General features: G+C 71.6%; 19 protein-coding genes. 9 read left to right on the top strand and 10 right to left on the bottom strand.

Annotated elements, in window-relative coordinates; translation table 11 throughout:
• Window positions 1-14: 14 nt before the first annotated feature.
• From B4N89_RS43195 to B4N89_RS43180, 4 genes are all read right to left on the bottom strand, one after another.
• On the bottom strand, window positions 15-1,271 hold the full coding sequence (locus B4N89_RS43195; protein ID WP_078982405.1) for an SLC13 family permease: 1,257 nt from the start codon (window positions 1,269-1,271) through the stop codon (window positions 15-17).
• 222 nt (window positions 1,272-1,493) lie between these two features.
• Window positions 1,494-2,804, bottom strand: coding sequence for a serine/threonine-protein kinase (locus B4N89_RS43190; RefSeq protein ID WP_161501019.1), 1,311 nt, complete (start codon window positions 2,802-2,804; stop codon window positions 1,494-1,496).
• Between the two features lie 150 nt (window positions 2,805-2,954).
• On the bottom strand, window positions 2,955-3,419 hold the full coding sequence (locus tag B4N89_RS43185; protein ID WP_078982080.1) for a MarR family winged helix-turn-helix transcriptional regulator: 465 nt from the start codon (window positions 3,417-3,419) through the stop codon (window positions 2,955-2,957).
• Entirely contained in the window at window positions 3,416-4,885 is a 1,470-nt protein-coding gene (locus tag B4N89_RS43180) for an MFS transporter (RefSeq protein ID WP_078982079.1), read from the bottom strand. Before B4N89_RS43180 ends, B4N89_RS43185 begins: the two co-directional genes overlap by 4 nt.
• A gap of 338 nt (window positions 4,886-5,223) precedes the next feature.
• Between B4N89_RS43180 and B4N89_RS43175 the strand changes: the two genes are divergently transcribed.
• Both B4N89_RS43175 and B4N89_RS43170 read left to right on the top strand, forming a co-directional pair.
• Window positions 5,224-5,868, top strand: a complete 645-nt coding sequence (locus B4N89_RS43175; RefSeq protein WP_078982078.1) for a dihydrofolate reductase family protein — start codon at window positions 5,224-5,226, stop codon at window positions 5,866-5,868.
• Between the two features lie 499 nt (window positions 5,869-6,367).
• Window positions 6,368-7,900, top strand: coding sequence for a M1 family metallopeptidase (locus B4N89_RS43170; protein WP_078982404.1), 1,533 nt, complete (start codon window positions 6,368-6,370; stop codon window positions 7,898-7,900).
• Window positions 7,901-7,990: 90 nt separating this feature from the next.
• Here B4N89_RS43170 and B4N89_RS43165 read toward each other — a convergent pair whose 3' ends face one another.
• Together B4N89_RS43165 and B4N89_RS43160 are read right to left on the bottom strand one after the other, a co-directional pair.
• Entirely contained in the window at window positions 7,991-8,410 is a 420-nt protein-coding gene (locus B4N89_RS43165; RefSeq protein ID WP_078982077.1) for a DUF3052 family protein, read from the bottom strand.
• 434 nt (window positions 8,411-8,844) lie between these two features.
• Window positions 8,845-10,257: a family 2B encapsulin nanocompartment shell protein gene (locus tag B4N89_RS43160; protein WP_078982076.1), complete on the bottom strand. Its 1,413-nt coding sequence runs from the start codon at window positions 10,255-10,257 to the stop codon at window positions 8,845-8,847.
• A 757-nt stretch (window positions 10,258-11,014) separates the two neighbouring features.
• On the opposite strand from B4N89_RS43160, the gene B4N89_RS43155 reads away from it, so the two are divergent.
• From B4N89_RS43155 to B4N89_RS43145, 3 genes are all read left to right on the top strand, one after another.
• Window positions 11,015-12,439 carry a family 2 encapsulin nanocompartment cargo protein terpene cyclase gene (locus B4N89_RS43155; protein ID WP_414646487.1) on the top strand — a complete coding sequence of 475 codons (1,425 nt, stop codon included), beginning with the start codon at window positions 11,015-11,017 and terminating at the stop codon, window positions 12,437-12,439.
• A 16-nt stretch (window positions 12,440-12,455) separates the two neighbouring features.
• Window positions 12,456-13,331: a geranyl diphosphate 2-C-methyltransferase gene (locus B4N89_RS43150; RefSeq protein ID WP_235619325.1), complete on the top strand. Its 876-nt coding sequence runs from the start codon at window positions 12,456-12,458 to the stop codon at window positions 13,329-13,331.
• 224 nt (window positions 13,332-13,555) lie between these two features.
• Window positions 13,556-13,855: a hypothetical protein gene (locus tag B4N89_RS43145; protein ID WP_143658296.1), complete on the top strand. Its 300-nt coding sequence runs from the start codon at window positions 13,556-13,558 to the stop codon at window positions 13,853-13,855.
• 65 nt (window positions 13,856-13,920) lie between these two features.
• On the opposite strand, the gene B4N89_RS52875 is transcribed toward B4N89_RS43145, so the two are convergent.
• Together B4N89_RS52875 and B4N89_RS43140 are read right to left on the bottom strand one after the other, a co-directional pair.
• On the bottom strand, window positions 13,921-14,052 hold the full coding sequence (locus B4N89_RS52875; RefSeq protein WP_268812607.1) for a hypothetical protein: 132 nt from the start codon (window positions 14,050-14,052) through the stop codon (window positions 13,921-13,923).
• A gap of 25 nt (window positions 14,053-14,077) precedes the next feature.
• A complete protein-coding gene (locus B4N89_RS43140) occupies window positions 14,078-14,758 on the bottom strand; it encodes a TetR/AcrR family transcriptional regulator (RefSeq protein ID WP_078982073.1) in 681 nt (226 codons plus the stop codon).
• Window positions 14,759-14,909: 151 nt separating this feature from the next.
• On the opposite strand from B4N89_RS43140, the gene B4N89_RS43135 reads away from it, so the two are divergent.
• Window positions 14,910-15,836, top strand: a complete 927-nt coding sequence (locus tag B4N89_RS43135) for an NADP-dependent oxidoreductase (RefSeq protein ID WP_201261166.1) — start codon at window positions 14,910-14,912, stop codon at window positions 15,834-15,836.
• A 1,001-nt stretch (window positions 15,837-16,837) separates the two neighbouring features.
• Window positions 16,838-17,554, top strand: coding sequence for a helix-turn-helix transcriptional regulator (locus B4N89_RS50365; protein ID WP_161501018.1), 717 nt, complete (start codon window positions 16,838-16,840; stop codon window positions 17,552-17,554).
• A gap of 36 nt (window positions 17,555-17,590) precedes the next feature.
• Here the strand turns inward: B4N89_RS50365 and B4N89_RS43125 are convergent, their stop codons facing one another.
• Complete coding sequence (locus tag B4N89_RS43125; protein ID WP_078982070.1) at window positions 17,591-18,160, bottom strand: TetR/AcrR family transcriptional regulator; 570 nt, start codon at window positions 18,158-18,160, stop codon at window positions 17,591-17,593.
• Between the two features lie 174 nt (window positions 18,161-18,334).
• On the opposite strand from B4N89_RS43125, the gene B4N89_RS43120 reads away from it, so the two are divergent.
• Window positions 18,335-19,807 (top strand): MFS transporter, encoded by a 1,473-nt coding sequence (locus B4N89_RS43120; RefSeq protein WP_078982069.1) that lies wholly within the window; start codon window positions 18,335-18,337, stop codon window positions 19,805-19,807.
• A 110-nt stretch (window positions 19,808-19,917) separates the two neighbouring features.
• Here the strand turns inward: B4N89_RS43120 and B4N89_RS43115 are convergent, their stop codons facing one another.
• Window positions 19,918-21,414, bottom strand: a complete 1,497-nt coding sequence (locus tag B4N89_RS43115) for an MFS transporter (RefSeq protein WP_101897543.1) — start codon at window positions 21,412-21,414, stop codon at window positions 19,918-19,920.
• Between the two features lie 119 nt (window positions 21,415-21,533).
• Here B4N89_RS43115 and B4N89_RS43110 point away from each other — a divergent pair, with 119 nt between their 5' ends.
• Window positions 21,534-21,953, top strand: coding sequence for a MerR family transcriptional regulator (locus B4N89_RS43110; RefSeq protein WP_078982068.1), 420 nt, complete (start codon window positions 21,534-21,536; stop codon window positions 21,951-21,953).
• The last annotated feature ends 4 nt before the right edge of the window (window positions 21,954-21,957 follow it).

Below are 21,957 nucleotides of genomic sequence, written 5' to 3'. Positions count from 1 at the left end.
CTTCTTCCCGGTGATCAGACGCCGATGACGGTGAGGGAGAGCCACAGTGCCGGCACCGACAACAGCAGGCCTGCGGGCACGGTCCACAGGCCGAGTCGGGTGAATCTGCCGAGTTCGACCTCGCCGTCGTGTTCGTGCACGATGCGTCGCCACAGCAGGGTGGCCAGGGAGCCGGCGTAGGTGAGGTTGGGTCCGAGGTTGACGCCGATCAGCACCGCGAGCACGGCGCCCGGCCCGGACGGCGCGGTCAACGGCAGCAGCACCAGCACGGCGGGCAGGTTGTTGACGACGTTCGCGAGCAGCGCGGCCAGTGCCGCGATGGCGAACAGGGCCGCCAGGCCGGTGCCGTCCGGGATCAGCCGGCCCAGGGCGCCGGCGAGGCCGTTGTCCACGACGGCGCGGACCACGATGCCCAGGGCCAGGACGAAGGCCAGGAACGGGATCGCGGTGGCGCGCACGATGGCGGTGGGCGTGGTGCGCCGCCGGACCAGGGCCCGCACGGCCAGGACGACGGCGCCGGCGAGGGCCGCCCAGGCGGGGTCGACGCCGATCGCGGAGGTCAGCACGAAGCCGGCCAGCGTGCAGGCCACGGTGATCAGCGCGAACAGCGGCACCTCGCGGGGTTCGGCGGTGGGCGGCGCCTGGGCGCCGGCGTCCAGGTCGGCCGCGAAGAAGCGCCGGAAGACCACGTATTCGGCGGCGATGGCGACCAGCCAGGGCAGGACCATCAGGGCGGCGAAGCGGGTGAAGCTCAAACCGCTGGCGGCGAACGCGAGCAGGTTGGTGAGGTTGGAGACCGGCAGCAGCAGCGAGCCGGTGTTCGCCAGGTGGGTGCAGGCGTAGACGTGCGGTTCGGCGCGGGCGCCGAGCCGGGCGGCGGTGGCGAACACGACCGGGGTGAGCAGCACGATGGTGGTGTCCAGGCTGAGTACCGCGGTGATCCCCGAGGCGGCGACGAACACCTGCACCAGCAGCCGGCGCGGGCGTCCTGCCGCGGTTCGGGCCATCCACGCCCCGCAGGCGTGAAACAGGCCCTCGTCGTCGCACAGCCGGGCCAGGACCAGAACGGCGGCGAGGAACCCGATCACCGGCCCGAGCCGCGCCGCCTCGTCACCGGCGTGTGCGGGCGAGATCGCCCCGACGGCGACCACGACACCCGCGGCCGGTACGGCGACCACCGCCTCCGGCATGCCGAACGGCCGAACGACGGCGCACGCGAGCACGCCCAGAAGCAGCACGACGGAGACGACCTCCGCCAACGAGGAATCCACCCGCCCGATCTTCCCCCAACCGCACGAACCGACATCCGGCACCTCCGCGCAATCGGGACGACCGACGGCTCGGGCCCTCGACCCGGCCCGGTCCCACGTTGCACGCGCTCGGCAGGATGAGGGTGGAGACGGTCACGGCACGATTGCCCGTACGCGGTTCTCCCGTCGATGAGATCGGGAACGGTCGCCGCCATCTGCGCCGCCGGCGGACGTCGGGCGGATTCACCTCTCCGGTTTTCCGCGGGGTTCGGTGGGTTTACCGCGTTTTTCCTTGGACTTACCGTCGCCTTTCGGACCCTTGTCCGAGTCTCGGGGCGGCGAGTCGGTGGCGGATGAGGGGACTCGGGCGTCGACGGTGACCGTGACGGTCGTGGCCGGCGGCGGAGGGGGAGTGGTCGTCCGCGTGGCGGGTGCCGAGGGCGGCGGGGCGGACGTGGTGGGGGGCGGTACGACGGGTGGGGCCGCGGGCTGCGTGAGGGGTGGCAGAGGGGCGGTGGTCGGTGCGGGGCGACTGTTGTCCGCGTTCGAACCGGCCTGGTGGTGCAGGACCGCCAGGGTCGCCCCGGACGCGCCCAGGATGATGCCGGCGACCAGGCCCGCGGTCGGCAGATGGCGTCGTCTTTGCCGCGGCACCCGCGCAGTCGAGGTCGAGGAGGGCGCCGCGCCCAGAGCCGCGCCGCCCGCCGCGCCCGACGGGGGCGCGCACGATGCCGCGGCCGCGTCGAGCAGGCGGGCGCACTCGGCGGCGTCGGGCCTGCCGGCGGGGTCGACACGGGTCATCGCCTCGATCACACCGGCCAGTTCGCCCGGCACGTGCGACGGGACGTGCGGCGCTCGCCGCGAGCGGGCGGGGGACGCGTCGAGCGAGAAACCCGGATATTCGCGTTCGCCCTTCAGCGCCTCCAGCAGGACCAGGCCGAGGGCATGGACGTCGCACGCGGGGCCCGAGCCGTGCCCGAGGATCTGCTCGGGCGCGAGGTAGGAGACGGTGCCGACGATCGTGCCGGGTGCGGAGCGGGTGGGCTCGTCGACGAGACGCGAGATGCCGAAGTCCGCCAGGTACGGGGTGTCGCCGGGGCCGATCAGCACGTTGGACGGCTTCACGTCCCGATGCACGATGCCGGCCGCGTGTACGTGTGCCAACGCCGAGGCCAGTCGCGCGCCGAGCCTCGCCACCCGATCGGCCGCCAGTGGACCGTCCAGTATGTGCTGCCGCAGGGTGACGCCCCGGATCAGGCGCATCACCACATACGTGCAACTCTCGTGCCAACCGACATCGTGCACCGTGACCAGGGCCGGATGTGTCAACCGGCCGAGCAACACCGCCTCCTGGCAGAACCGTTCCGCCGTCACCGCGGCCATACCGGGTCGGAAGATCTTGACCGCGACCTCCCGGCGCAGCCGCAGATCGACGGCCCGGAAGACATCGGCGGTGCCGCCCGCGCCCAGCAGTTGTCCCAGGCGATAGCGACCGTCGAGGATGCCGCCGGTACGCGGAAGGGGACGCCGTATTCGGCGCGGCAATGCCGTCATGTACTCTCCCCGATCGGTCCCGGCAATGCCCGGGTTCCTACCCGCGCTTCGCTCCGCCATACCGAAACACGACCGCACACCGAAAAGCCCGGGCAGACGCCGATTCCGAGCCCTGTCGGAGGAGACGGGGGCGCCCGGGCGGGCGTACTCCTACCACGCCGGCTCGTCCGCGTCGACCAGCGCCGTGATCACCCGGTCCAGGACCGCCAGGTCCGCCGCCGGCAGGTCGCGCAGCGTCGCCGGAGGGTCGTCCAGAATGTCGCGCGCGATCTGGGCGAGGCGCAGGCCCTCCGGGGTCGCCGCCAGCATTCGCTGCCTGCGGTCGGTGGGGTGGACGGTGCGTTCGATCAGGCCGCGCCGTTCGAGGTCGTCGACGACCAGCGTCGTGTACGGCTTGTCGGTGGCGAGTCGGGCGGCCAGTTCGCGCATCGACATCGCACCGCCGGCGATCCGCCGCAGTGCCTTGACCCGGACGAAGCTCAACCCGGTCGCCTCGGTCACCGCGCGGCGGCGATCGTGTCGCTCCACGACGAGCACGCGCATCCCCCGCCAGATGCGCCCGGCGGCATCCGAGAGGGCCTCGCTCGCCGCGTCGTGTGCGGGGGATGCGGTCATTGCCTCACGTCCGTCGTCTCCTGCGTGCCGGCGGGCGGCGCCGCGGGCATGAGTTCCGCGCCCGTGCGCTCGGCCGTGCGCAGGGCCCGGCGGCCCGTGGTGAGCATACCGAGGACGGCGACGGCGCCCGCGCAGCCCAGCACGATCCACCACCCGGTGTGGGTTGCGGCCGCCAGGTCGGCGCCGCCGGGCGCGCCCGGCACGGAGGCGATCGTGGTGCCGACCACCGCGACCCCGAGGCACTGGCCGAACTGCCGACTGGTCGAGGCGATCGCGGAGGCGACTCCCGCCTGGGCACGCGGCATTCCGGACACGGCGGTGTTGGTGATCGGCGCGTTGACGAGCCCGAAGCCGACGCCGAAGACGCCGTACGCGGCGACCATGCGCACGGTCGAGGTGTCCTGGGCCAGCCCGACCAACAACGCCGCGCCCGTCGCCATGGCGACACCGGCCGCGACCAGCGGTACGCGCGGGCCGATCCGCGCGACCAGCCGCCCGGAGATCGGTGCGAACACGACCGTCATCACCGCCATCGGCAGGGTGCGCAGGCCCGCCTCGGTCGGCGACCAGCCGCGCGCGTCCTGGAGGTAGAGCGTGTTCAGGAACAGGAATCCGGACATCGCCGCGAACGTGCACACGGCCGTCACGGTCGCCCCCGCGAACGGCACGCTGCGGAAGAAGCGCAGATCGATCAGCGGCTCCACCCGCCGCGGCGACCGGTACACCAGGCCCGCCAGGCAACCGGCGGCGAGGAGGAACAGGCCGATGATCAGCGGCGAGGACCACCCCTGGGCGCGGCCCTCGATGATCGTGTAGGTGAGCGACAGCAGGAATACGAACACCAGCACCTGTCCGACCGGATCCGCCCGCCGGGGGTGCGCGGCCTTGGACTCGGGCACGTACAGCGCGGTGAGCACGATGGCGACGAGCGCGACCGGCAGGTTCATCCAGAACACCGACCGCCAGCCGGCCGAGTCGACCAGCGCACCGCCCACGATCGGCCCGAGCGCCATGGCGACGCCGATCACCGCGCTCCACGCGCCGATCGCGCGGGCCCGTTCGCGGGGTTCGGTGAAGGTGTTGGTGATGATCGACATCGCGACCGGGTTGAGCATCGACCCGCCGACCGCCTGCACCACGCGGAACGCGACCAACCACCCGAGCCCCGGCGCCACGGCGCACAACGCGGAGCCCGCGGCGAACACCACGAGCCCGGTCTGGAACACCCGACGCCGGCCGATGCGGTCGGCCGTCGAGCCGGCCACCATGAGCAGCGCGGCCAGTACCAACGTGTAGGCGTCGATGGTCCATTGGAGCTGCGACACCGAGGCGTTCAAATCGCCCCGGATCGACGGCAGCGCCACGTTCAGGATGGTGTTGTCGAGTCCGACGATGAACAGGCTCAGACAACAGGTCGACAGCACCAGGAGCTTCTCGCGGCGGCCGATCCCGGTGGGCGACGACATGTACCACCCCATCAATCGTTACTGATCTACAATCATTATGGTTGTACAACCATCTGGGGTCGACGGTCAACCGCTCCGCCGCGGCTCGTCACAGCGAGGCCCGAGTCGGGCCGAGTGCGGCAAGACGGGGTCGAAAGATTTCTCGGAAAACCTCCGGACCGATGTCGAGAACGGGATGAGGGCTCCGACCCATCCGTGAAACCGACGCGCAAGCTCGAGGAATCGACCCCGTTTGGGAGGGCAACGACCGGGTTCGAGGGGTTCGTGGCGGGAAAGGGTGGCTGTCCAGGCGGACGGTCCCCACGCGGTCTCGTTTGTCGGCATCACAGGAGGATTACGTGTCTCAGTTGGTGAGAGTTCAAAATTTCAGCGTGTCGATCGACGGCGTCGGCGCCGGTGAGGATCAAAGTCTCGAACGCCCGTTCGGATACGATCATCCCGAGAAGGTGATCGCCTGGGCGGGAGCGACCGCCAGTTGGCCGATGCGCACCGATCCCGGGGGCAGCCGGGGGCTCGACGACTACTTCACGCGGGACTGGGACCGCAACATCGGCGCCGAGATCATGGGCCGCAACAAATTCGGGCCCCAGCGCGGGCCCTGGCAGGACCACGAGTGGCGTGGCTGGTGGGGGGACGAGCCTCCGTTCCGGACCCCGGTATTCGTCATGACCCACCACGAGCGCCCCTCGTTCACGCTCTCCGACACCACGTTCCACTTCGTCGACGGCGACCCGGCCACGGTTCTCGACAAGGCGCGCCAGGCGGCGCAGGGCAAGGACGTGCGGCTCGGCGGCGGGGTCACCGTCATCCGGGAATTCCTCGAGGCCGACCTCGTCGACACGATGCATGTGGTGGTCTCGCCGGTGAAGCTGGAGGGCGGACTGCGCCTGTGGGAGTCGCCCGACGAGTTGCTCGACCGGTTCCATCTGGAGGTCGTGCCCAGTCCGAGCGGTGTGACGCACCACCTGTTCTGGCGCAAGTAGTCGCTGACGCCGATCACGGTTCGGCGGTGGGGAATGATTCCGGGCCGGGGTCGGTTGTGATGGTCGTCGGTGAGGGTGTGCCCCCGGGCCCAACCATTGCCGCCGTGGAATACCGCTCGGCTGGAGCCACGGTGTGCCTTCCGCCGTGAGGCGGCCCCCTCACCGGCACTGACGTCACGCGCGGCGCCGCTACCCTTACCCGGGAGCGGCGCCGTCGTGCGTCGAGGCGGACGGCAACCGCCCGAATCGGATCGAGTCCGACGCGTCCGCGTCACCGAAATCGCCCGCGTCCCGGCCCTGTTCGGCGCTGATCGCCCACCCCCACCGCGTCGCCGGGGCGAGGTCGTCGTTCCCGGCAACCGGTGAACCCCCGATTGCCGCGCCGGCATTTCGTGTTGCTTTCTTCCCGTGAACATCCGCGAGTTCGGGCGTAGGACGGGGTCCGTCGGGAGAAGGATCGATCCGACCCGTTTTCCCAGTGACCCTGTGGAGGACCACTGTGCGCACGAGGCTGACCGTCTCTGCCGCCGCAGGCGCGCTTGCCCTGCTCCTGTCCGTCCCCGCCTCCGCCTCGGCCGCCGCCCAGGCCGGCCCGGGAGCCCCGGGCATCGGCGACCCCTACTATCCGACCGCCGGCAACGGCGGCTACGACGTCTCGCACTACGACATCCGGCTCAAGTACCAGCCCGCCACCGACGACTTAGAGGGCACCACCACCATCCTGGCCACCGCCGGCCAGGACCTCACCCGCTTCAACCTCGACTTCGTGCTGAAGGTGAACGAGGTGCTGGTCAACGGGCGGCCCGCCGGCTTCGCCGCCACCGGTGAGCACGAGTTGGAGATCACCCCCGCCCGGGTGATTCCCAAGGGCAGCCCGATCACCGTGGTCGTCCGCTATGCCGACCGGCCCGGCACGGTCCTGCGCGGCGGCGTGTCGGGCTGGCTGCGCACCCCCGACGGCGGCATCGCCGCCAACGAGCCCGAGGGCGCGGCCTGGTGGTACCCGAGCAACGACCACCCGACCGACAAGGCCACGTTCGACGTCTCCGTACTGGTCCCCGACGGCACCCAGGTGATCAGCAACGGCACCTCGACGCAGAGCTCGCGGGCCGGCTGGACCCGCTACAACTACCGGCAGACCAAGCCGCAGGCCACCTACCTGGCCACGGTGGCGATCGGCAAGTTCGACATCCGCACCGACACCACCCCCGGCGGACTGCCCGTCATCACCGCGTACAGCAGGGACCTCGGCGACAACGCCGGCGCGGCGCAGGCCAGTGTCGAGCGGACCGGCGAGTTGGTCGACTGGCTCAGCGGCCGATTCGGCCCGTACCCGTTCGGCACCGTCGGCGGCTACGTGCCCAATGTGCCCACCGGGTACGCGCTGGAGACGCAGGGTCAGATCTTCTACAGCCCCGCGCAGTTCGCCCGCGGCGCGAACACCTCCGTCGTGGTGCACGAACTGGCCCACCAGTGGTACGGGGACAGCGTGTCCGTGCGGCGCTGGAGCGACATCTGGCTCAACGAGGGCTTCGCCCGGTACTCGCAGTGGTTGTGGTCCGAGCACGAAAACGAGGGCACGGCCCAGGAGTTGGCGGACTACGTCTACAACCTCTACCCGGCCGACAACGTGTTCTGGACCATCAAGCCGGGCGACCCGGGCCCGGATCAGCAGTTCGCCGGCGCGGTCTACGACCGGGGCGCGGTGGCGGTGCAGGCGCTGCGCAACGCGGTCGGGGACGAGAAGTTCTTCCGGATCCTGAAGGGGTGGCCGACCGAGCGCAGGTACGGCAACGCCACCGTCCAGGACTTCCAGGCGTACGCGGAGCGGATCTCCGGCAAGCCGCTGGCCGAACTGTTCAACACCTGGCTGTTCACGCCGTCGAAGCCGGCGGCGGGGTCGGCCGGCGTGGCCGCGCCGGGCACGGCGAAGCCGAGTCTGACGCCCAGGGCCGCGGCGGACGCTCAGCCGGAACCGAAGTCCTGGAAGAAGATCCAGGAGACCAACACGGTCCACGAGCACAAGGGTTGACGGCCCGTCGGATGTGAATCCCGACAACGGCCCGGCCGGCCGCCCCGAGCGGCCGGCCGAGCCGCGTACGCCGAGGTCCGCGAACCAGCGCTACGCGGAGGGTGGTTCGGGGGGTCGGGCGAGATGGTTGCCGGACCATGCTCCGAGGGTGACGGCGGCCACCGATACGAGGCCGGCCGCGTGCGCTTCCTCGGCGACCTCGCTCCGGTCGACGTGACCGGGTTTGCCCGTCACGGGGGTGAGGACCCAGATCGCGCCCGTGTCGGACAGGAGCCGCACCACATCCGTGAGTTCGCAGGCCAGGTCGCCGTCACCGTTTCGCCACCACAGCAGCACGACATCCACGACCTCGTCGGTGTCGTCGCCGACCATCACGCCGCCGATGATGTCCTCGATGTGGGCGCGGATTTCGTCGTCCGTGTCGGCGTCCCAGCCCAGTTCCCGAACCACCATGGCTCGAACGATGCCCATCCGCCGCGCGTGATCCGGGGCGTCTGCGGCAGTCCCCATCACAGCCTCCGCATGCGGGCGCTACCAGCCGATCGTCGGGTGGAAGCCGTTGCAGTCGGGGTCCTGGAGCGGACAGAGCGGATGTGGTTCGCGCTCCTTTGGCGGCGGCTCCTCGGCGCGGACGCGCGACCGCGCGACGGCTTCGGCCGCGTACACGTACTCCGCGCACGTGCACGTCCGGCACCCGCCCCGGCGTTCGGGCGGCCCGCTGTGCGAGGAACGTCCGTGACCACAAAGGCATTCGAACCCGGCCATCCGGACCTCCGCGCCTCGGCATCACTCCATCCACCACGATAGCGCCACCCTCGGGCGCCGCGTTCGTCCCTCCGCCGCGGGTCGCGGCGGCCCGTCCGCCCGGCGACTGCCGGGCCGGACAGGCTGCCGGTGGCGAAGGCGCCGACGAGAGCACGGTGCGTGGCGGCACGCCCGCCCGGTCAGCGGCGGCGGCCGACCTCGACGTTCTCCAGGATGCCGAGCGCGTCCGGGACCAGGATCGCGGCCGAGTAGTAGGCGGTGACCAGATACGAGATGATCGCCTGCTCGTCGATGCCCATGAAGCGCACCGACAGGCTCGGTTCGATCTCGTCGGGAATGCCCTCCTGCCGAAGGCCGACGACGCCCTGTTCGTCCTCGCCCGTACGCATGCAGAGGATCGACGTCGTGCGCTGCGCGGTGAGCGGGATCTTTCCGCACGGGAAGATGGGAACACCGCGCCACGCCGGCAGTCGGTGCCCGTTGAAGTCCACCGCGTCCGGAACCAGGCCGCGCGCGTTGCATTCGCGCCCGAAGGCGGCGATCGCCTTGGGGTGTGCGAGGAAGAACTTGTTGCCGCGACGGCGGGAGAGGAGTTCGTCCATGTCGTCGGGGCCGGGGACGCCGTCGTAGGGCTGGATGCGCTGGCTGTGGTCGCAGTTGGCGAGCAGGCCGAACTCGCTGTTGTTGACCAGTTCGTACTCCTGGCGCTCGCGCAGCGCCTCCACGGTCAGGCGCAGCTGCTGCTCGGTCTGGTCCATCGGCCCGTTGTAGAGGTCCGCGACCCGGCTGTGCACCTTGAGCACGGTCTGTGCGGCCGAGAGTTCGTACTCGCGCGGCGCGAGTTCGTAGTCCACGAAGGTGTGCGGGAGGACCGCCTCGCCGACATGGCCGGCGATCAGATCGATCGCCGCCTCGCCGTACTTGTTGGTCCGCTGCCTGGGGATCCGCGCCACGCCGTCGAGATGGGCGCGCAGCGACTCGGCCCGCCCGGCGAGGTTCGCCACGTCGGCGCGGGTCAGTTCCAGCACCGTGCAGGCCGTGCTCGCCCGGAACGTGCACGCCCAGGTCGGCTCCGCCGCGGTCAGACACTCGTCGCCGAAGTACGCGCCGTCCGCCAGCGCGCCCAGCACCGTTTCCCCGCCGTACGGGCCCGTCCCCACCTGGTCTACGCGCCCGTGCGCCAGCAGGAACACCCGCTCGACGGTCGACCCGGACTCGGCCAGCACCGCGCCCGCCGGGTATTCGCGCTGCTCGCAGCGCCGGGCCAGCTCGGTCAGCACGGCCTCGTCGGCATAGTTCCGCAGCGCCGGCAGCTCACCCAGTTCGGCCGGGATCACCTCGACCCGGCCCGCGGTCTGCACGAAGGTGACCCGCCCGTCGCCCACCGCGTAGCTCAGCCGCCGGTTCACCCGGTACGTACCGCCCCGCACCTGCACCCACGGCAACATCCGCAGCAGCCATCGGGAGCTGATCTCCTGCATCTGCGGGACGGACTTGGTCGTCGTCGCCAGATTCCGCGCCGCCGCGGTGTCAAGGCTTTGTTGTTCCCGTTCCCGATCCGCGGACGGCTGCGGATTTGCGTCGACCGACATGAAGCGCCTCTTCCTCCCGAGCTTGGAGCAGACAGGAACAGCCTGACAACAACGAGGGTGAATCTGCTACTACACGAAAGAGTGAATGAGGCGCCCGACGTGTGGCAAAGGAACGGGATATCGACCGGTCAAACACGGCGGCGCCGTTCATGGAAAAGATTTGGGTTTGCCCCGGCACGAAGCAGAAAAGCGGAATCACTCGTCACGCTTTCCGGATTGCGGCGCATCATCCGTTTTTCACCGGATCGAGAAGGGCGGACCCCCGGCGGTGGTCCGGGTCCGCCCGTGCGCCCGCCGAGGCCCCACCGATGGGGCGGCACCCGCTCGGAGACGCGGGATGTGCAGGCCACCCGCGATGTGCGCCCGGCAAACATGTGACAGGAAGTTCACTATATCGAATGACAATCGACCCCTCCTCCTCGCCGAATCGGGGAGTCGCCCTAACCTGTTCCCGGATGCGAAAAGAACGCCCTCCGAGCATCCCTTCCTTCGGCCCGCCGCATACGAGAAACGCTGCCAAGACCACATCGCCTCGACACCACGGGCGGCCCCACCGACCGGATATGGGAATTCGCCCCTCGGCTGTTTTTCCCGGACCACCGGCCGTGCATTCCCCTGCCCTCCGAGTCCGGGATACCCGCCCGGAATCCGCGCATCCCGATTCCGCGGATCCGGCTTCGGGGAAACCGCCTTATTCGATCACCGCCCCATTCGAACAGCCAAGGAGTCACGGATGCCCGATCACTCGCTCCATCCGGTGCCGACACCGGGCCCACGGGCCGTGGCAGCGCCCGCCGCACTCCGCGCCGCACCCGAGGCCGACGGCTGTCGCGCGGACGAGGCGACGTGTGCCGGGGACACCGTCCCGAAGGGGGGCGCCTCGCCCCCCGTGCCGCACGGCGGTGCCCCGGAGGACGGCGCCCGGGGGAATGCGGGCCCGGCTCGCGAGGTCCTGGAGCGGGTGCTGCGCGGCCCGAGCGGCCTGGGGACGTCCGCCCTCTACGCGGCGCGGCGCCCGGGTCCGCCGGAGCCTCCCCGGGAAGGCCCGGCCCCCCGCCACCACCGCGTGACCGCGCCCGCAACCCCCGACGTCGGCGCCCGGGACGTCGCGGTCCGCGATGTATGGGAGCGCGCGTTGCGCGGCCCGAGCGGCCTGGGCACGACGGGCCTGCAACCGGCGCAGCGCGCGCAGCTCCCGACGCCGTGCCGGGAGATTCCGGGCCTGTACTACCACCCCGTGGCCGAGCCCGACGAGGTGCGGGTGGCGGAGGTCAGCCGCCGGATCAAGGACTGGGCGGTGGACGAGGTCGCGCTGTTCCCACCCGAGTGGGAGGACCAGTTCGACGGCTTCTCGCTGGGGAAGTACATGGTCGCGTGCCATCCCGACGCCCCCACGATCGAGCACCTGATGGTCGCCACCCGGCTGATGGCCGCGGAGAACGCCCTCGACGACTGCTACTGCGAGGACCACGGGGGCACACCGGTGGGCCTGGGCGGACGCCTCCTCATGGCGCACACCGCCCTCGATCCGGTGCACACCACACCGGAGTACCAGGGCCCCTGGGCGCGGTCGCTGCACAGCGACGCCCCGCGGCGGGCGTACCGCTCCGCCATGGACTACTTTCTCCGGCTCGCCGGTGCCTCGCGGGCCGACCGGTTCCGGCACGACATGGCCCGCCTGCACCTCGGCTACCTCGCCGAGGCCGCCTGGGCGCAGACGGAATACGTGCCCGAGGTGTGGGAGTACCTGGCGATGCGGCAGTTCAACAACTTCCGCCCGTGCCCCACCATCACCGACACCGTCGGCGGTTACGAACTGCCCGCCGACCTGCACGCCCGGCCGGAGATGCAACGCGTCATCGCCCTGGCCTCCAACGCCACCACCATCGTCAACGACCTGTACTCCTACACCAAGGAACTCGCCGCTCCGGGGCGGCACATGAACCTGCCCGCGGTGCTCGCCGAACGGGAGGGTCTCGACGAGCGCGAGGCGTTCCTCAAGGCCATCGACGTGCACAACGACCTGATGCACGCCTTCGAGGCCGAGGCCGCCGCGCTGGCTCTCGCGTGTCCCGTGCCCCAGGTGGCCCGCTTCCTGCGCGGGGTGGCGGTGTGGGTCGACGGCAACCACCACTGGCACCAGACCAATACCTACCGCTACGGCCTGCCCGATTTCTGGTAACCAAGAGGAGACCATCGTGACCCAGACTGCCCAACCCGCCATCTCGGTGACCATCCCCGGCCCGGCGACGCCCTATCAGGGGGACATCGCCCGCTACTGGGATCACGAGGCGCGGCCGGTGAACCTGCGCCTCGGTGACGTGGACGGCCTCTACCACCACCACTACGGCATCGGGGCCGTCGACGACTCGGCGTTCGCCGGCGCCCAAGGCGGCGACCGGGAGGCGAAGCTCATCGGCGAACTGCACCGACTGGAGTCCGCGCAGGCCGACCTGCTCCTGGACCACCTCGGGCCGATCCGGCGTGACGCCCGGCTGGTGGACGCCGGTTGCGGCCGCGGCGGCTCCATGGTGATGGCCCACCACCGCTTCGGCTGCTCGGTCGACGGAGTGACCCTCTCCGCCAAGCAGGCCGAGTTCGCCAACCGGCGCGCCCGCGAACTCGACATCGACGCCTCCGTGCGCGCCCATGTCTGCAACATGCTCGACATGCCCTTCGCGAGCGGGCAGGCGCAGGCCTCGTGGAACAACGAGTCGAGCATGTACGTCGACCTGCACGACCTGTTCGCCGAACACGCCCGCATCCTGGCCCCCGGCGGCCGGTACGTGACCATCACCGGCTGCTGGAACCCCGTCTACGGGCAACCCTCCAAGTGGGTGTCCCAGATCAACGCCCACTTCGAATGCAACATCCACTCGCGCAGGGAGTACCTGCGGGCGATGGCCGACAACCGCTTCGTGCCGCAGGCCATCATCGACCTGACCCCCGCGACGCTGCCCTACTGGGAACTGCGGGCCACGTCCTCCCTCACCACGGGCATCGAGGACGCCTTCCTCAACTCCTACCGGAACGGCTCCTTCCAGTACCTCCTGATCGCAGCCGACCGCATCTGACCGCATCCGACCGCCGGGCGGTGATCCCGCCCGGTCCCGGAACCGCTCGCATGCCGAACGGCGCGTCGGGGACCGTCCGATCCGGCGGCGCGGGGCAAGGCCCTGGCATCGTGGACATCGAGGCGCCGCCCGGTGAACCCGTGCCGCGGGCCGTCCGTGTAGGTGACGGAGACTCCGGGCCCGGCCCACCGTCGGGCCCTGCCGGAATCAGGAGGGGATCACCGATGGCGACAACTTCCACGAGACCGAGCCGGGGCGCACTGCTCGTCGCCGGGTTGGCCGCCGCTCTGCTGTCCGCCGCCGCGCCGGCGATGGCGAGCGGGACGGCGGCGTACTGCGGCGGGGGCATGGGCCCGACAGCCGACATCGCGGTTCGAAGCGCGATCGAGGACGCCCAGGACTCGGCGCGCACGGACGGCCGCCACTCCTGCGAACCGGCCGACGCGCCCCAGGTCTTCGAGGTCTTCGACGACCCGTACCGCGGCCACGTGTTCTACGCGAGCGTAACGCTGAACTGCGGGTAGACGGGCCCGCCGGGTGCCGCGGAGTTTCGACGCTCGACGGTGCCCTCGATACCCCCGGCGCCTGCTCAACAGCGGTTGGCCTCGCGGCAGTCGGACACCGCGCCGATCTGCCCTCGGGCCTTCAGTTCCTCGAGGTGTCGCTGATACTCCTCGGCGGTCACGACCTTCGTCCGAGCAGCCCCGGAAACACCGGACATCCATCGCCTCGGGCGGGTGCGGTGGTCACTCCGATCGACGCCGCGGTCGGTAGAGGTCGTCGAGGTGGAGTGGGGCGGGGGTGGGCAGGGGGGTGTCGGCCGATGGGTGGCAGGACTGGAGGAAGTAGGCGAGCAGGCGGCGGGAAGCGGCGACGGAGTCCGCCGGGGAGTCGCGCAGGACGCCGTTGTTGGCCAGGAGCAGGAGGGTGACGTCGCTGGTGTCGAAGTCCCGGCGCAGTTGTCCGGCGTCCTTCGCCCGCTGTACCAGCCGGGCCAGGCCCGCCTCGGCGCGGACGCGTTCGCGCCGGATGTCGGGCGCGTCGGGGAATTCGGCCAGGAACGCGGCGCTGAACCCTCGGTCCTGGGCCTGCATCATGCAGACCTTGGTGAGGGCGGTGCGCAGTCCGCGCCAGGGATCCTCGTCCCGTAGGGCCTCGTCGACGGTGGCGAGGCACTCGGCGAGTTGTTCGGAGAACGCGGCGGCGATGAGTGAGCCGCGGGTCGGGAAGTGCCGGTAGAGGGTGGCGGCGCCCACGCCCGCTCTGCGGGCGATCGCGCTGGAGGACACGCCGGTGCCGTCGAGTGCGTATGCCTCGCGGGCGGCTCGGAGGAGCCGGGCGCGGTTGTTTCGGGCGTCGGCCCGTTGCCCCGGGGCGGGGGCGTCGGAGGCGGTGGGAGTGGGGTTCCGAGACAGTCCGGCAGGCATGTCTCCCACTTAAGCACAAACGGAAGGGGTCGACCGTTTGGCGGGTTAGCGTGACGTGGTGCCTCGGGATTTCCCGGCCGACCGTCGGCCGCGGAGGTGCGCGGCTGCGAACTCTCCCGCCGAACGACGGGCGTGTGTACGGAGGTTGACCGTGTTTGCTGTGCAGTACCACCGCTATGGCGGTTCCGAGGTTCTCGCCGTCGAGGAGGTCGAGGAGCCGCACGCGGGACCCGGGCAGGTCCGCATCGCGGTGCGGGCCACCGGCGTCACCCCCGCCGACTGGTACCTGCGTTCGGGGAGGCTGCGGGACTTCGTCTCGCCGGCCTTCCCCCATACGCCGGGCATGGACGCGGCGGGCATCGTCGACGAGGTGGGGGAGGGGGTGGTCGGCACCGCCGTGGGGGACGCGGTGTTCGGTCTGGTGCCGTTCGCGGATCAGGGCGGCGCCGCCGCGGAGTACGCCGTGCTGGAGGCGTGGGCGGCCAAGCCTCGGGCGTGGTCCTTCGAGGAGGCGGGTGGCGCGGCGGGCAACATCGACACGGCCACGCGTGTGCTGGAGGCGCTGGCCGCCGCCGAGGGCATGACCCTGTTGATCGAGGGCGCCGCCGGAGGCGTCGGCACCATCACGGCGCAACTCGCCCGGGCCCGGGGCCTCGCCGTGATCGGCACCGCGAGCGAGGGCAACCACGGCTTCCTGGAGCGGTTCGGCGTCGTACCGGTCACCTACGGGGCGGGGCTGGCCGATCGGGTTGCCGCGCTCGCTCCGCGCGGTGTCGATGTGGTTCTGGACGCGGCCGGCAAGGGCTCCCTCGCCGACCTCGTGGCCATCGCCGGCGACCCGGAGCGTGTGGTGACCATCGCGGACTTCGACGCCGCTCGGCACGGTGTGCGGTTCTCCCGCTCCGAGGCGGGGGAGTCACCGGGCTGGGCGGGACTGCCACTGGCGGCCGAGCAGGCCGATCAGGGCCGCCTCACCGTCCCGCTGCACGCGGTGTTCCCGCTGAAGGAGATCGCCACGGCGCACGACGTCAGCGCCCTCGGACACGCACGCGGCAAGATCGTCGTCACGGTGCCCTGACGCCGGGGGGCGTGTTCTCGGCCGGATCGCGGATGTGCCGACGGCTGCCCCGGCGCGCGGGGCGTCCGGGACGCGCGTGGCCCACCGCGCTTGCGGCGCCCGGGATTTCGGCGGCCTCGCGTCGAGTGGCGCCCGGACCCGCTGCTCCGCCGCGCCGGGTCCGCCACCCGCAGAGGTGGTTGTGCGTGGGGTTGCGGCTGCCCGTCCCGGGCTTTCGTAACGGACGCGGGAGGGGCTCCGTCGCCCGGTGTTTCCCTTCCGGAGGCGCGGGCTGCGAGCGCGGCTCCGGGCCGAGGCATGGGTGGTGCCTCGGCCCGGGCAGCGGCCCCGCGGATCGGGCGCGGCATCGCACGAGGTGGCGATTCGTGTCTGCCGCGGGTCGAGGACCCTGGCGCGTCCGAGGGCGTATGGGTGTGCACTGCCGGGTGCGAGTGCCGGTCCGGCCGGTCGCATCGCCGAGTACGGATCGGCGGGAGGCCGGACCGGCGACACGGGCGCGGGCAGCGCCCTCCTCCCGGTGCTGCCCGCCCCCCGTCGACGGGCAGCCGGTCGGTCGAAGCGGCGACATCGGTACTCCTTCGTCCGTCCGCGGCCCGCCCCGAAGCCGTTTCGCGGCCGAGGAGTCGACGGTGCGGGATCGCCGCGCCCGAGTCCCAGAATGGCGCGTCGGAGGGCGCCTGTATTGCACGAATACGTCACGGCGGGGCCTGTGGCGCGTGCGGGCAGGGGGACGGTCCGCTTCCGGGCTCGTCGGCGCCGTGACCGACGCGATACCGTGCGTCGATATGCGAGAAGCCGGCCGACCGTCGGGGGAGCGGCGCCCCGAAGCGCACGGTGCCAAGAGCACGACGGGTGCCGTCCGCGCCGAGGTGGACCCCGCGGCAAACGGCGCGGAGGCAGGGGAGTTGGTGTCCCGGCGGGCGGGACCGGCACTACGCGGACACGTCTTGGGCCTGCGCGGATTCCGCCTCCGAGCCCGCGGCACCAGGCATCGTTTGGTCGTGCCGGACGGGGTCGTCAGGATGATGATCGGGTTCGGCGAACCGGTGCGGGTGGTCGACGCGATCGACCCGCGACGTGCCGTGTCCGGAACCTCGATGGTCAACGGGGGTTGTACGACGGCCGTGATCGGCGAGCACACCGGTGTCCTGGCGGGCGTCACCGTGCTGCTGACGCCGCTCGCGGCCTACCGGATCTGCGCCCTCCCGATGGCCGAATGGGTGGACCGCCCGCTGGACCCCGAGCACCTGCTCGGCACGCGGGAGCGGCACTTCGACGAGCGTCTGGCCGAATGCCCCGACTGGCCCGGCCGTTTCGCGTTGATCGAGAAGCTGCTTGCCGCCCGACTCCGGGACGGTCCGCTTTGTTGTCCCGAAGTCGTGGGCGCCTGGCGGGAGTTGATGCGGCTGGACGGACGCGTGCGGGTGGACGAACTGGCCGACGCGGCCGGCTGGAGCGTACGGCGCCTGGAGCGGCGCTTTCGGGAGCAGGTCGGCACGTCGCCCAAGACGATGGCCCAAGTCCTGCGCCTGCGCGCGGCGTTGCGACTGCACGACGCGGGGCTGTCGTGGACGGAGGCGGCCACGGAGACCGGCTACCACGACCAACCCCACTTCGTCCGCACCTTCAAGGGCCTGGTCGGGTGTACGCCCGGCCGATTTCGGTCCGACCAGGAGGTGCGGCGAAGCGTGGGCGAGGCCGGGTGGGTCGATTCGTGACCGGGTCGGTCGCGGGGTTGCCCGGCCGACGGCGGGTCACGACAACAACCGGTCCACCAACCCGTCGATGTACTCCGGAGTGAGCGCGCCGATTCCCAACAGCACCCGGATGTACATCGGGGCCATGACGTGGTCGAGTACGTCGAGGGCGTCGGGTGGGTCCTCCCCGCGTTCGGCGGCACGGTCGAGCATCGACCGCAGCTGCCGGGAGCGTTCGGCGAGGAAGTCGTCGCGTGCGCGCAGGCCCTGTTCGTCCATGTCGGACAGCGCGATGGTCAGGCGCAGCACCGCCGGGCCGTCGGGGCCGGTGATCTCGCGGGCGACGTTGGCCGCGTAGGTGTGCAGGTCGCCGGACAGGCTTCCGGTGTCGGGCATCGGCGACCGGGCGGTGAGACGGGCGTTCGTCACGTCGGCGAGCAGGTTCTCCAGGTTGCCCCACCTGCGGTAGATGCTCGTGTCGGCCACGCCCGCGCGGGCCGCGACCTCGCCGACGGTGAAGCCGCTGTAGCCGCGCTCGCCGACCAGCTCCGTGACGGCCTGGTGTACCGCCGCGCGCACGCGGGCGCTGCGCCCGCCGGGCCGCCGGGCTCGTTGTGGCTCATCCATCCGTGGCTCGTCCATGCGCTCACCTTAACGCAGCTGCTGCTTGCCTTAGCGGAGGATGCGCTTTACAGTCCTGTCTAACGCAGTACTCAACTGCGTTTGCGGGTTCTGCCGAGCCGTCTTGTGTCGGCATATCGGTCATACCCGGTGCTATCGGATGAAAGAGGGGAAACGAGCATGGCTGCATTGCCCGTGGCCGCAGGCGGTCGATCGAGCCGGACGGTGTTGCTCGCTTCGACCTGCGCGGGCCAGTTCATGGTGCTGCTCGACAACACGATCGTCGGCGCGGCGCTGCCCGACATGCAGGAGCGTCTGCACACCGAGCTGACCGGCCTGCAATGGATCGTCGACGCCTATGTGCTGCTGGTCGCCATGCTGCTGCTGTCCGGCGGAGTGTTCGCCGACCGCTTCGGCCGAAAACGTGTGTTCCTGTCCGGCGTGGCGGTGTTCACCCTCGCGTCGTTGATGTGCGCCATGGCGCCCTCGGTCGGCTGGTTGCTCGCCGGACGGGTGCTCCAGGGCGTCGGCGCCGCCGCGCTGAGCCCGGCGTCGCTGGCCCTGCTCGTCGCCGCCCATCCCGCTCCGCAGGAACGAGTGAAGGCGATCGGACTGTGGGCCGGGTTCAGCGGAATCGGCCTGGCCGCCGGCCCCCCGGTCGGTGGCATGCTGGCCGATGCCTTCGGGTGGCCCGCCATCTTCCTGATCAACGTGCCCCTGGGCGCGCTGCTCCTGGCGGCCGGGCTGCGCCTCCTGGGCGAATCCCGCAATCCGAGCGCGCCCGCGATCGACGTCCCCGGGACGGTCCTGTCCGTTCTCGGGGTGGGTGCGCTGACCTATTCACTGATCGAGGGCGGCAGCCGGGGCTGGACCTCGCCGCCGATCCTGGGCGGGTTCGCCGCCGCGGTCGTCGTCCTCGCCGCCTTCGTCGTGGTCGAGGGGCGCCGCGCCGACCCCGTGCTGCCGCCGCGGTTGTTCCGCCGGCGACTGTTCACCGTGTCCAACACCGCGATGGTCGTGGTGGGCTTCGCGCTCATGGGCTCGACGTTCTTCTTCTCCCAGTTCTTCGTGTACGTCCAGGGCAGTTCGCTGGTGCGCGCCGGCTTGCAGACCCTGCCGACCACGCTCGCGATGGTGATCGTCAGCCCGTTCGCGGGCAGGCTCGCCGCCCGATACGGCTTCCGTGTCGTGGTGACCGGCGGCCTGACCCTGGCCGGACTCGGGCTGCTGGCGCTGGGCTTCGTGCACGCCCACACCGGCTACGGGAACGTGTGGTGGCGACTGGCGATCGTCGGAATCGGCTTCGCCCTGACCATGTCCCCGCTCACCGGCGCCGCCATCGAGGCGGTCGACCCCCAGGAGGGAGGCCTTGCCGCGGGCATCAGCAGCACCACACGCCAGATCGGCGCCGTGCTCGGCGTGGCCGTGCTCGGGGCCGTCGTGCGCACGCGGCAATCCGACGGCGCCTCGTTCGAAGCGGGCCTGAACAGCGCGTTCCTGGTGGCCGGCGTCATCACCCTGATCGGCGCCGTGCTCACCGGCCTGTGGCTGACCACGACCACACCCACCGAAGCCCCCGCACGGCGCCAACCGGCCGGCGAGCCACGCGTGACCGCGACCGCCGGCGCGGTCGAGCCTCCCCGGGGTGGTTGACGAGCGCGCCCATCGCGACCGTGCCGCGCCTTCGACGACATCGCTCCCGGCCGGCCCTGCGCGGGATGGGCGTCGCGGGGTGGATCGATCGGCCGGTGCGAGGGCGGTCGTCAGGCGCCCGAGGTCGGCGCTCGGACCGCCATCGGGTGGGTGCTTCGCGGCATCGCGACGAGGGCCACCGCCGATGCGCCGGCCACGCAGCCGGCCGCCACGGCCAAGGCCGCCGCGTATCCGTCGGCGAGGGCGTGCGGGGTGGGTGTTCGGCCCGCGTCGCCGTGCGGGCCCGTCACGGCGGAGGCGATCGTGCTCAGGACGGCCAGGCCGACGGCGCCGCCGACCTGGCGGACGGTGTTGAGCAGCCCGGCCGCCACACCGCCTCGGGCCGGCGGTACACCCGCGGTGGCGGCCAGCGTGATCGGCGTGAAGGCGGCGGCCGTGCCGAGCCCGAACAGCATGCCCGGGACGGCGACGGCCCACCAGTAGGAGCCGTGCGCGCCGGCGGTCGCGGACGCCGCGAGCGCGGTGAGTCCCACCGCGCCCAGGGCGCAGTACGCGGAGACGGCGCGGCGCGGGCCGAGTCGAAGGCTCAGCGACCCGGCGGTTCGTGCCCCGACCATCATGCCGAGGCCGATCGGCAGGAATCCGCATCCGGCGCGCAGCGGGGTGTAACCGCGTACGTATTGCATGTGGAACGACAGGACGATCAGCGTCGCGACGAAACCCAGCGCCACCAGGAACATCACCACGTTGGCACCGCGCACCGACCGCAGCCGGAGCAACCCCGGCGGCAGCAGCGGATCGGCGGCCCACCGGGCCTGATGCACCGGGAAGAGGCCGAGCAACAGCACCCCGACCGTCAGCACGGCCCACACCGACGCACTCGCCCACCCCGCCACCTCGGAACGCATCACGGCGAACACCACCGCCACCAGCCCCGACGTGGCCAGCAGCGCGCCCACGACGTCGAGCCGGCCGGGCCCGCCCGATCCGCGCCGGTGCGGCGCGAGCACGGCGAGACCGACGGCCGCGGCACCGATCGCCGGCGGGACGTTCACCAGGAACACCCAGCGCCACCCGAGCCACTGCGTCAGCACCCCGCCGAGCACCGGCCCCGCCGTCGCGGCGATCCCGCCGACCGCACTCCAGGTGCCCAACACCCGGGCCCGCCGCGGCCCTTCCGCGAACGTGGCGGTGAGCACGGACAGCGTGGCGGGCATCGACAACGCCGCCCCCAGGCCCTGCGCCGCCCGGGCCGCCGACAACACCGCCGGCGACGTGGCCAGTCCGCAGACGAGGCCGGCCGCCGTGAAGAGGGCCATCCCGACGGAGAGGCTCCGGCGCAGCCCGTACACGTCGCAGCAGCGCCCGCCGAGGAGGAGGAACCCGGCGAACGCGAGCGTGTAGGCGTTGACCACCCAGGGCAGCGCCGCGGGGGAGTAGCCGAGGTCGGCTCGGATGTCCGGCAGTGCCACGGACACGATCGTCGCGTCCAGGACCACCACGAACGACACCACGCAGGCGAGCGCCAACACCAGTCGCTCCCGGCGCCGGATCGCCCGCTCGCCGATCGAGGTCGGGGGTGGACTCGTGTCGCGGACGGTTCTCATCGGCTCTCCCGAGGTGCGCGTGGCAGACCGACTCGCGGCCGGCGCGGATATCCGCGCCCGGGCCGGGTCGAGTGGGATCGACCTTGCCTTCTCAACCCGGGTTGAGGTCAACTGAGGCGATGAGGGACACCCTGGTCGCGGTCGGCGACGTCGCGGACCGCTTCGACCTGCCGATCTCGACGCTGCACTACTGGGAGCGCCGAGGGCTGATCACGCCGCACCGCCGCGCGGGCCGGCGCTACTACGACGCGGAACACCTGTACCGCATCGCGCTGATCCGCCTGTGGCGCGACACCGGCCTGATGTCGCTCGACGAGATAGCCGCCGTCCTGGCCGGCCGCACCGCGACACACAACTGGCGCGACACCGTCACCTCCAGGATCACCGCCATCGAGGCCCAACTGAATCAACTCGACACGGCCCGCGGCTATCTCTCCTACATGCTCGAATGCACTCGGGACAACCCGGCGGCCGACTGCCTCCAATTCCGTGCCGAAGTCCTGGTCCCCGCCCCGAAACACCGCCCGACCCACGACTGACCGA

Source organism: Embleya scabrispora, from assembly GCF_002024165.1.
Taxonomy (GTDB): domain Bacteria; phylum Actinomycetota; class Actinomycetes; order Streptomycetales; family Streptomycetaceae; genus Embleya; species Embleya scabrispora_A.
Note: the sequence above shows the minus strand (reverse complement) of the source record. Positions and strands in the feature narration are given on the sequence as shown.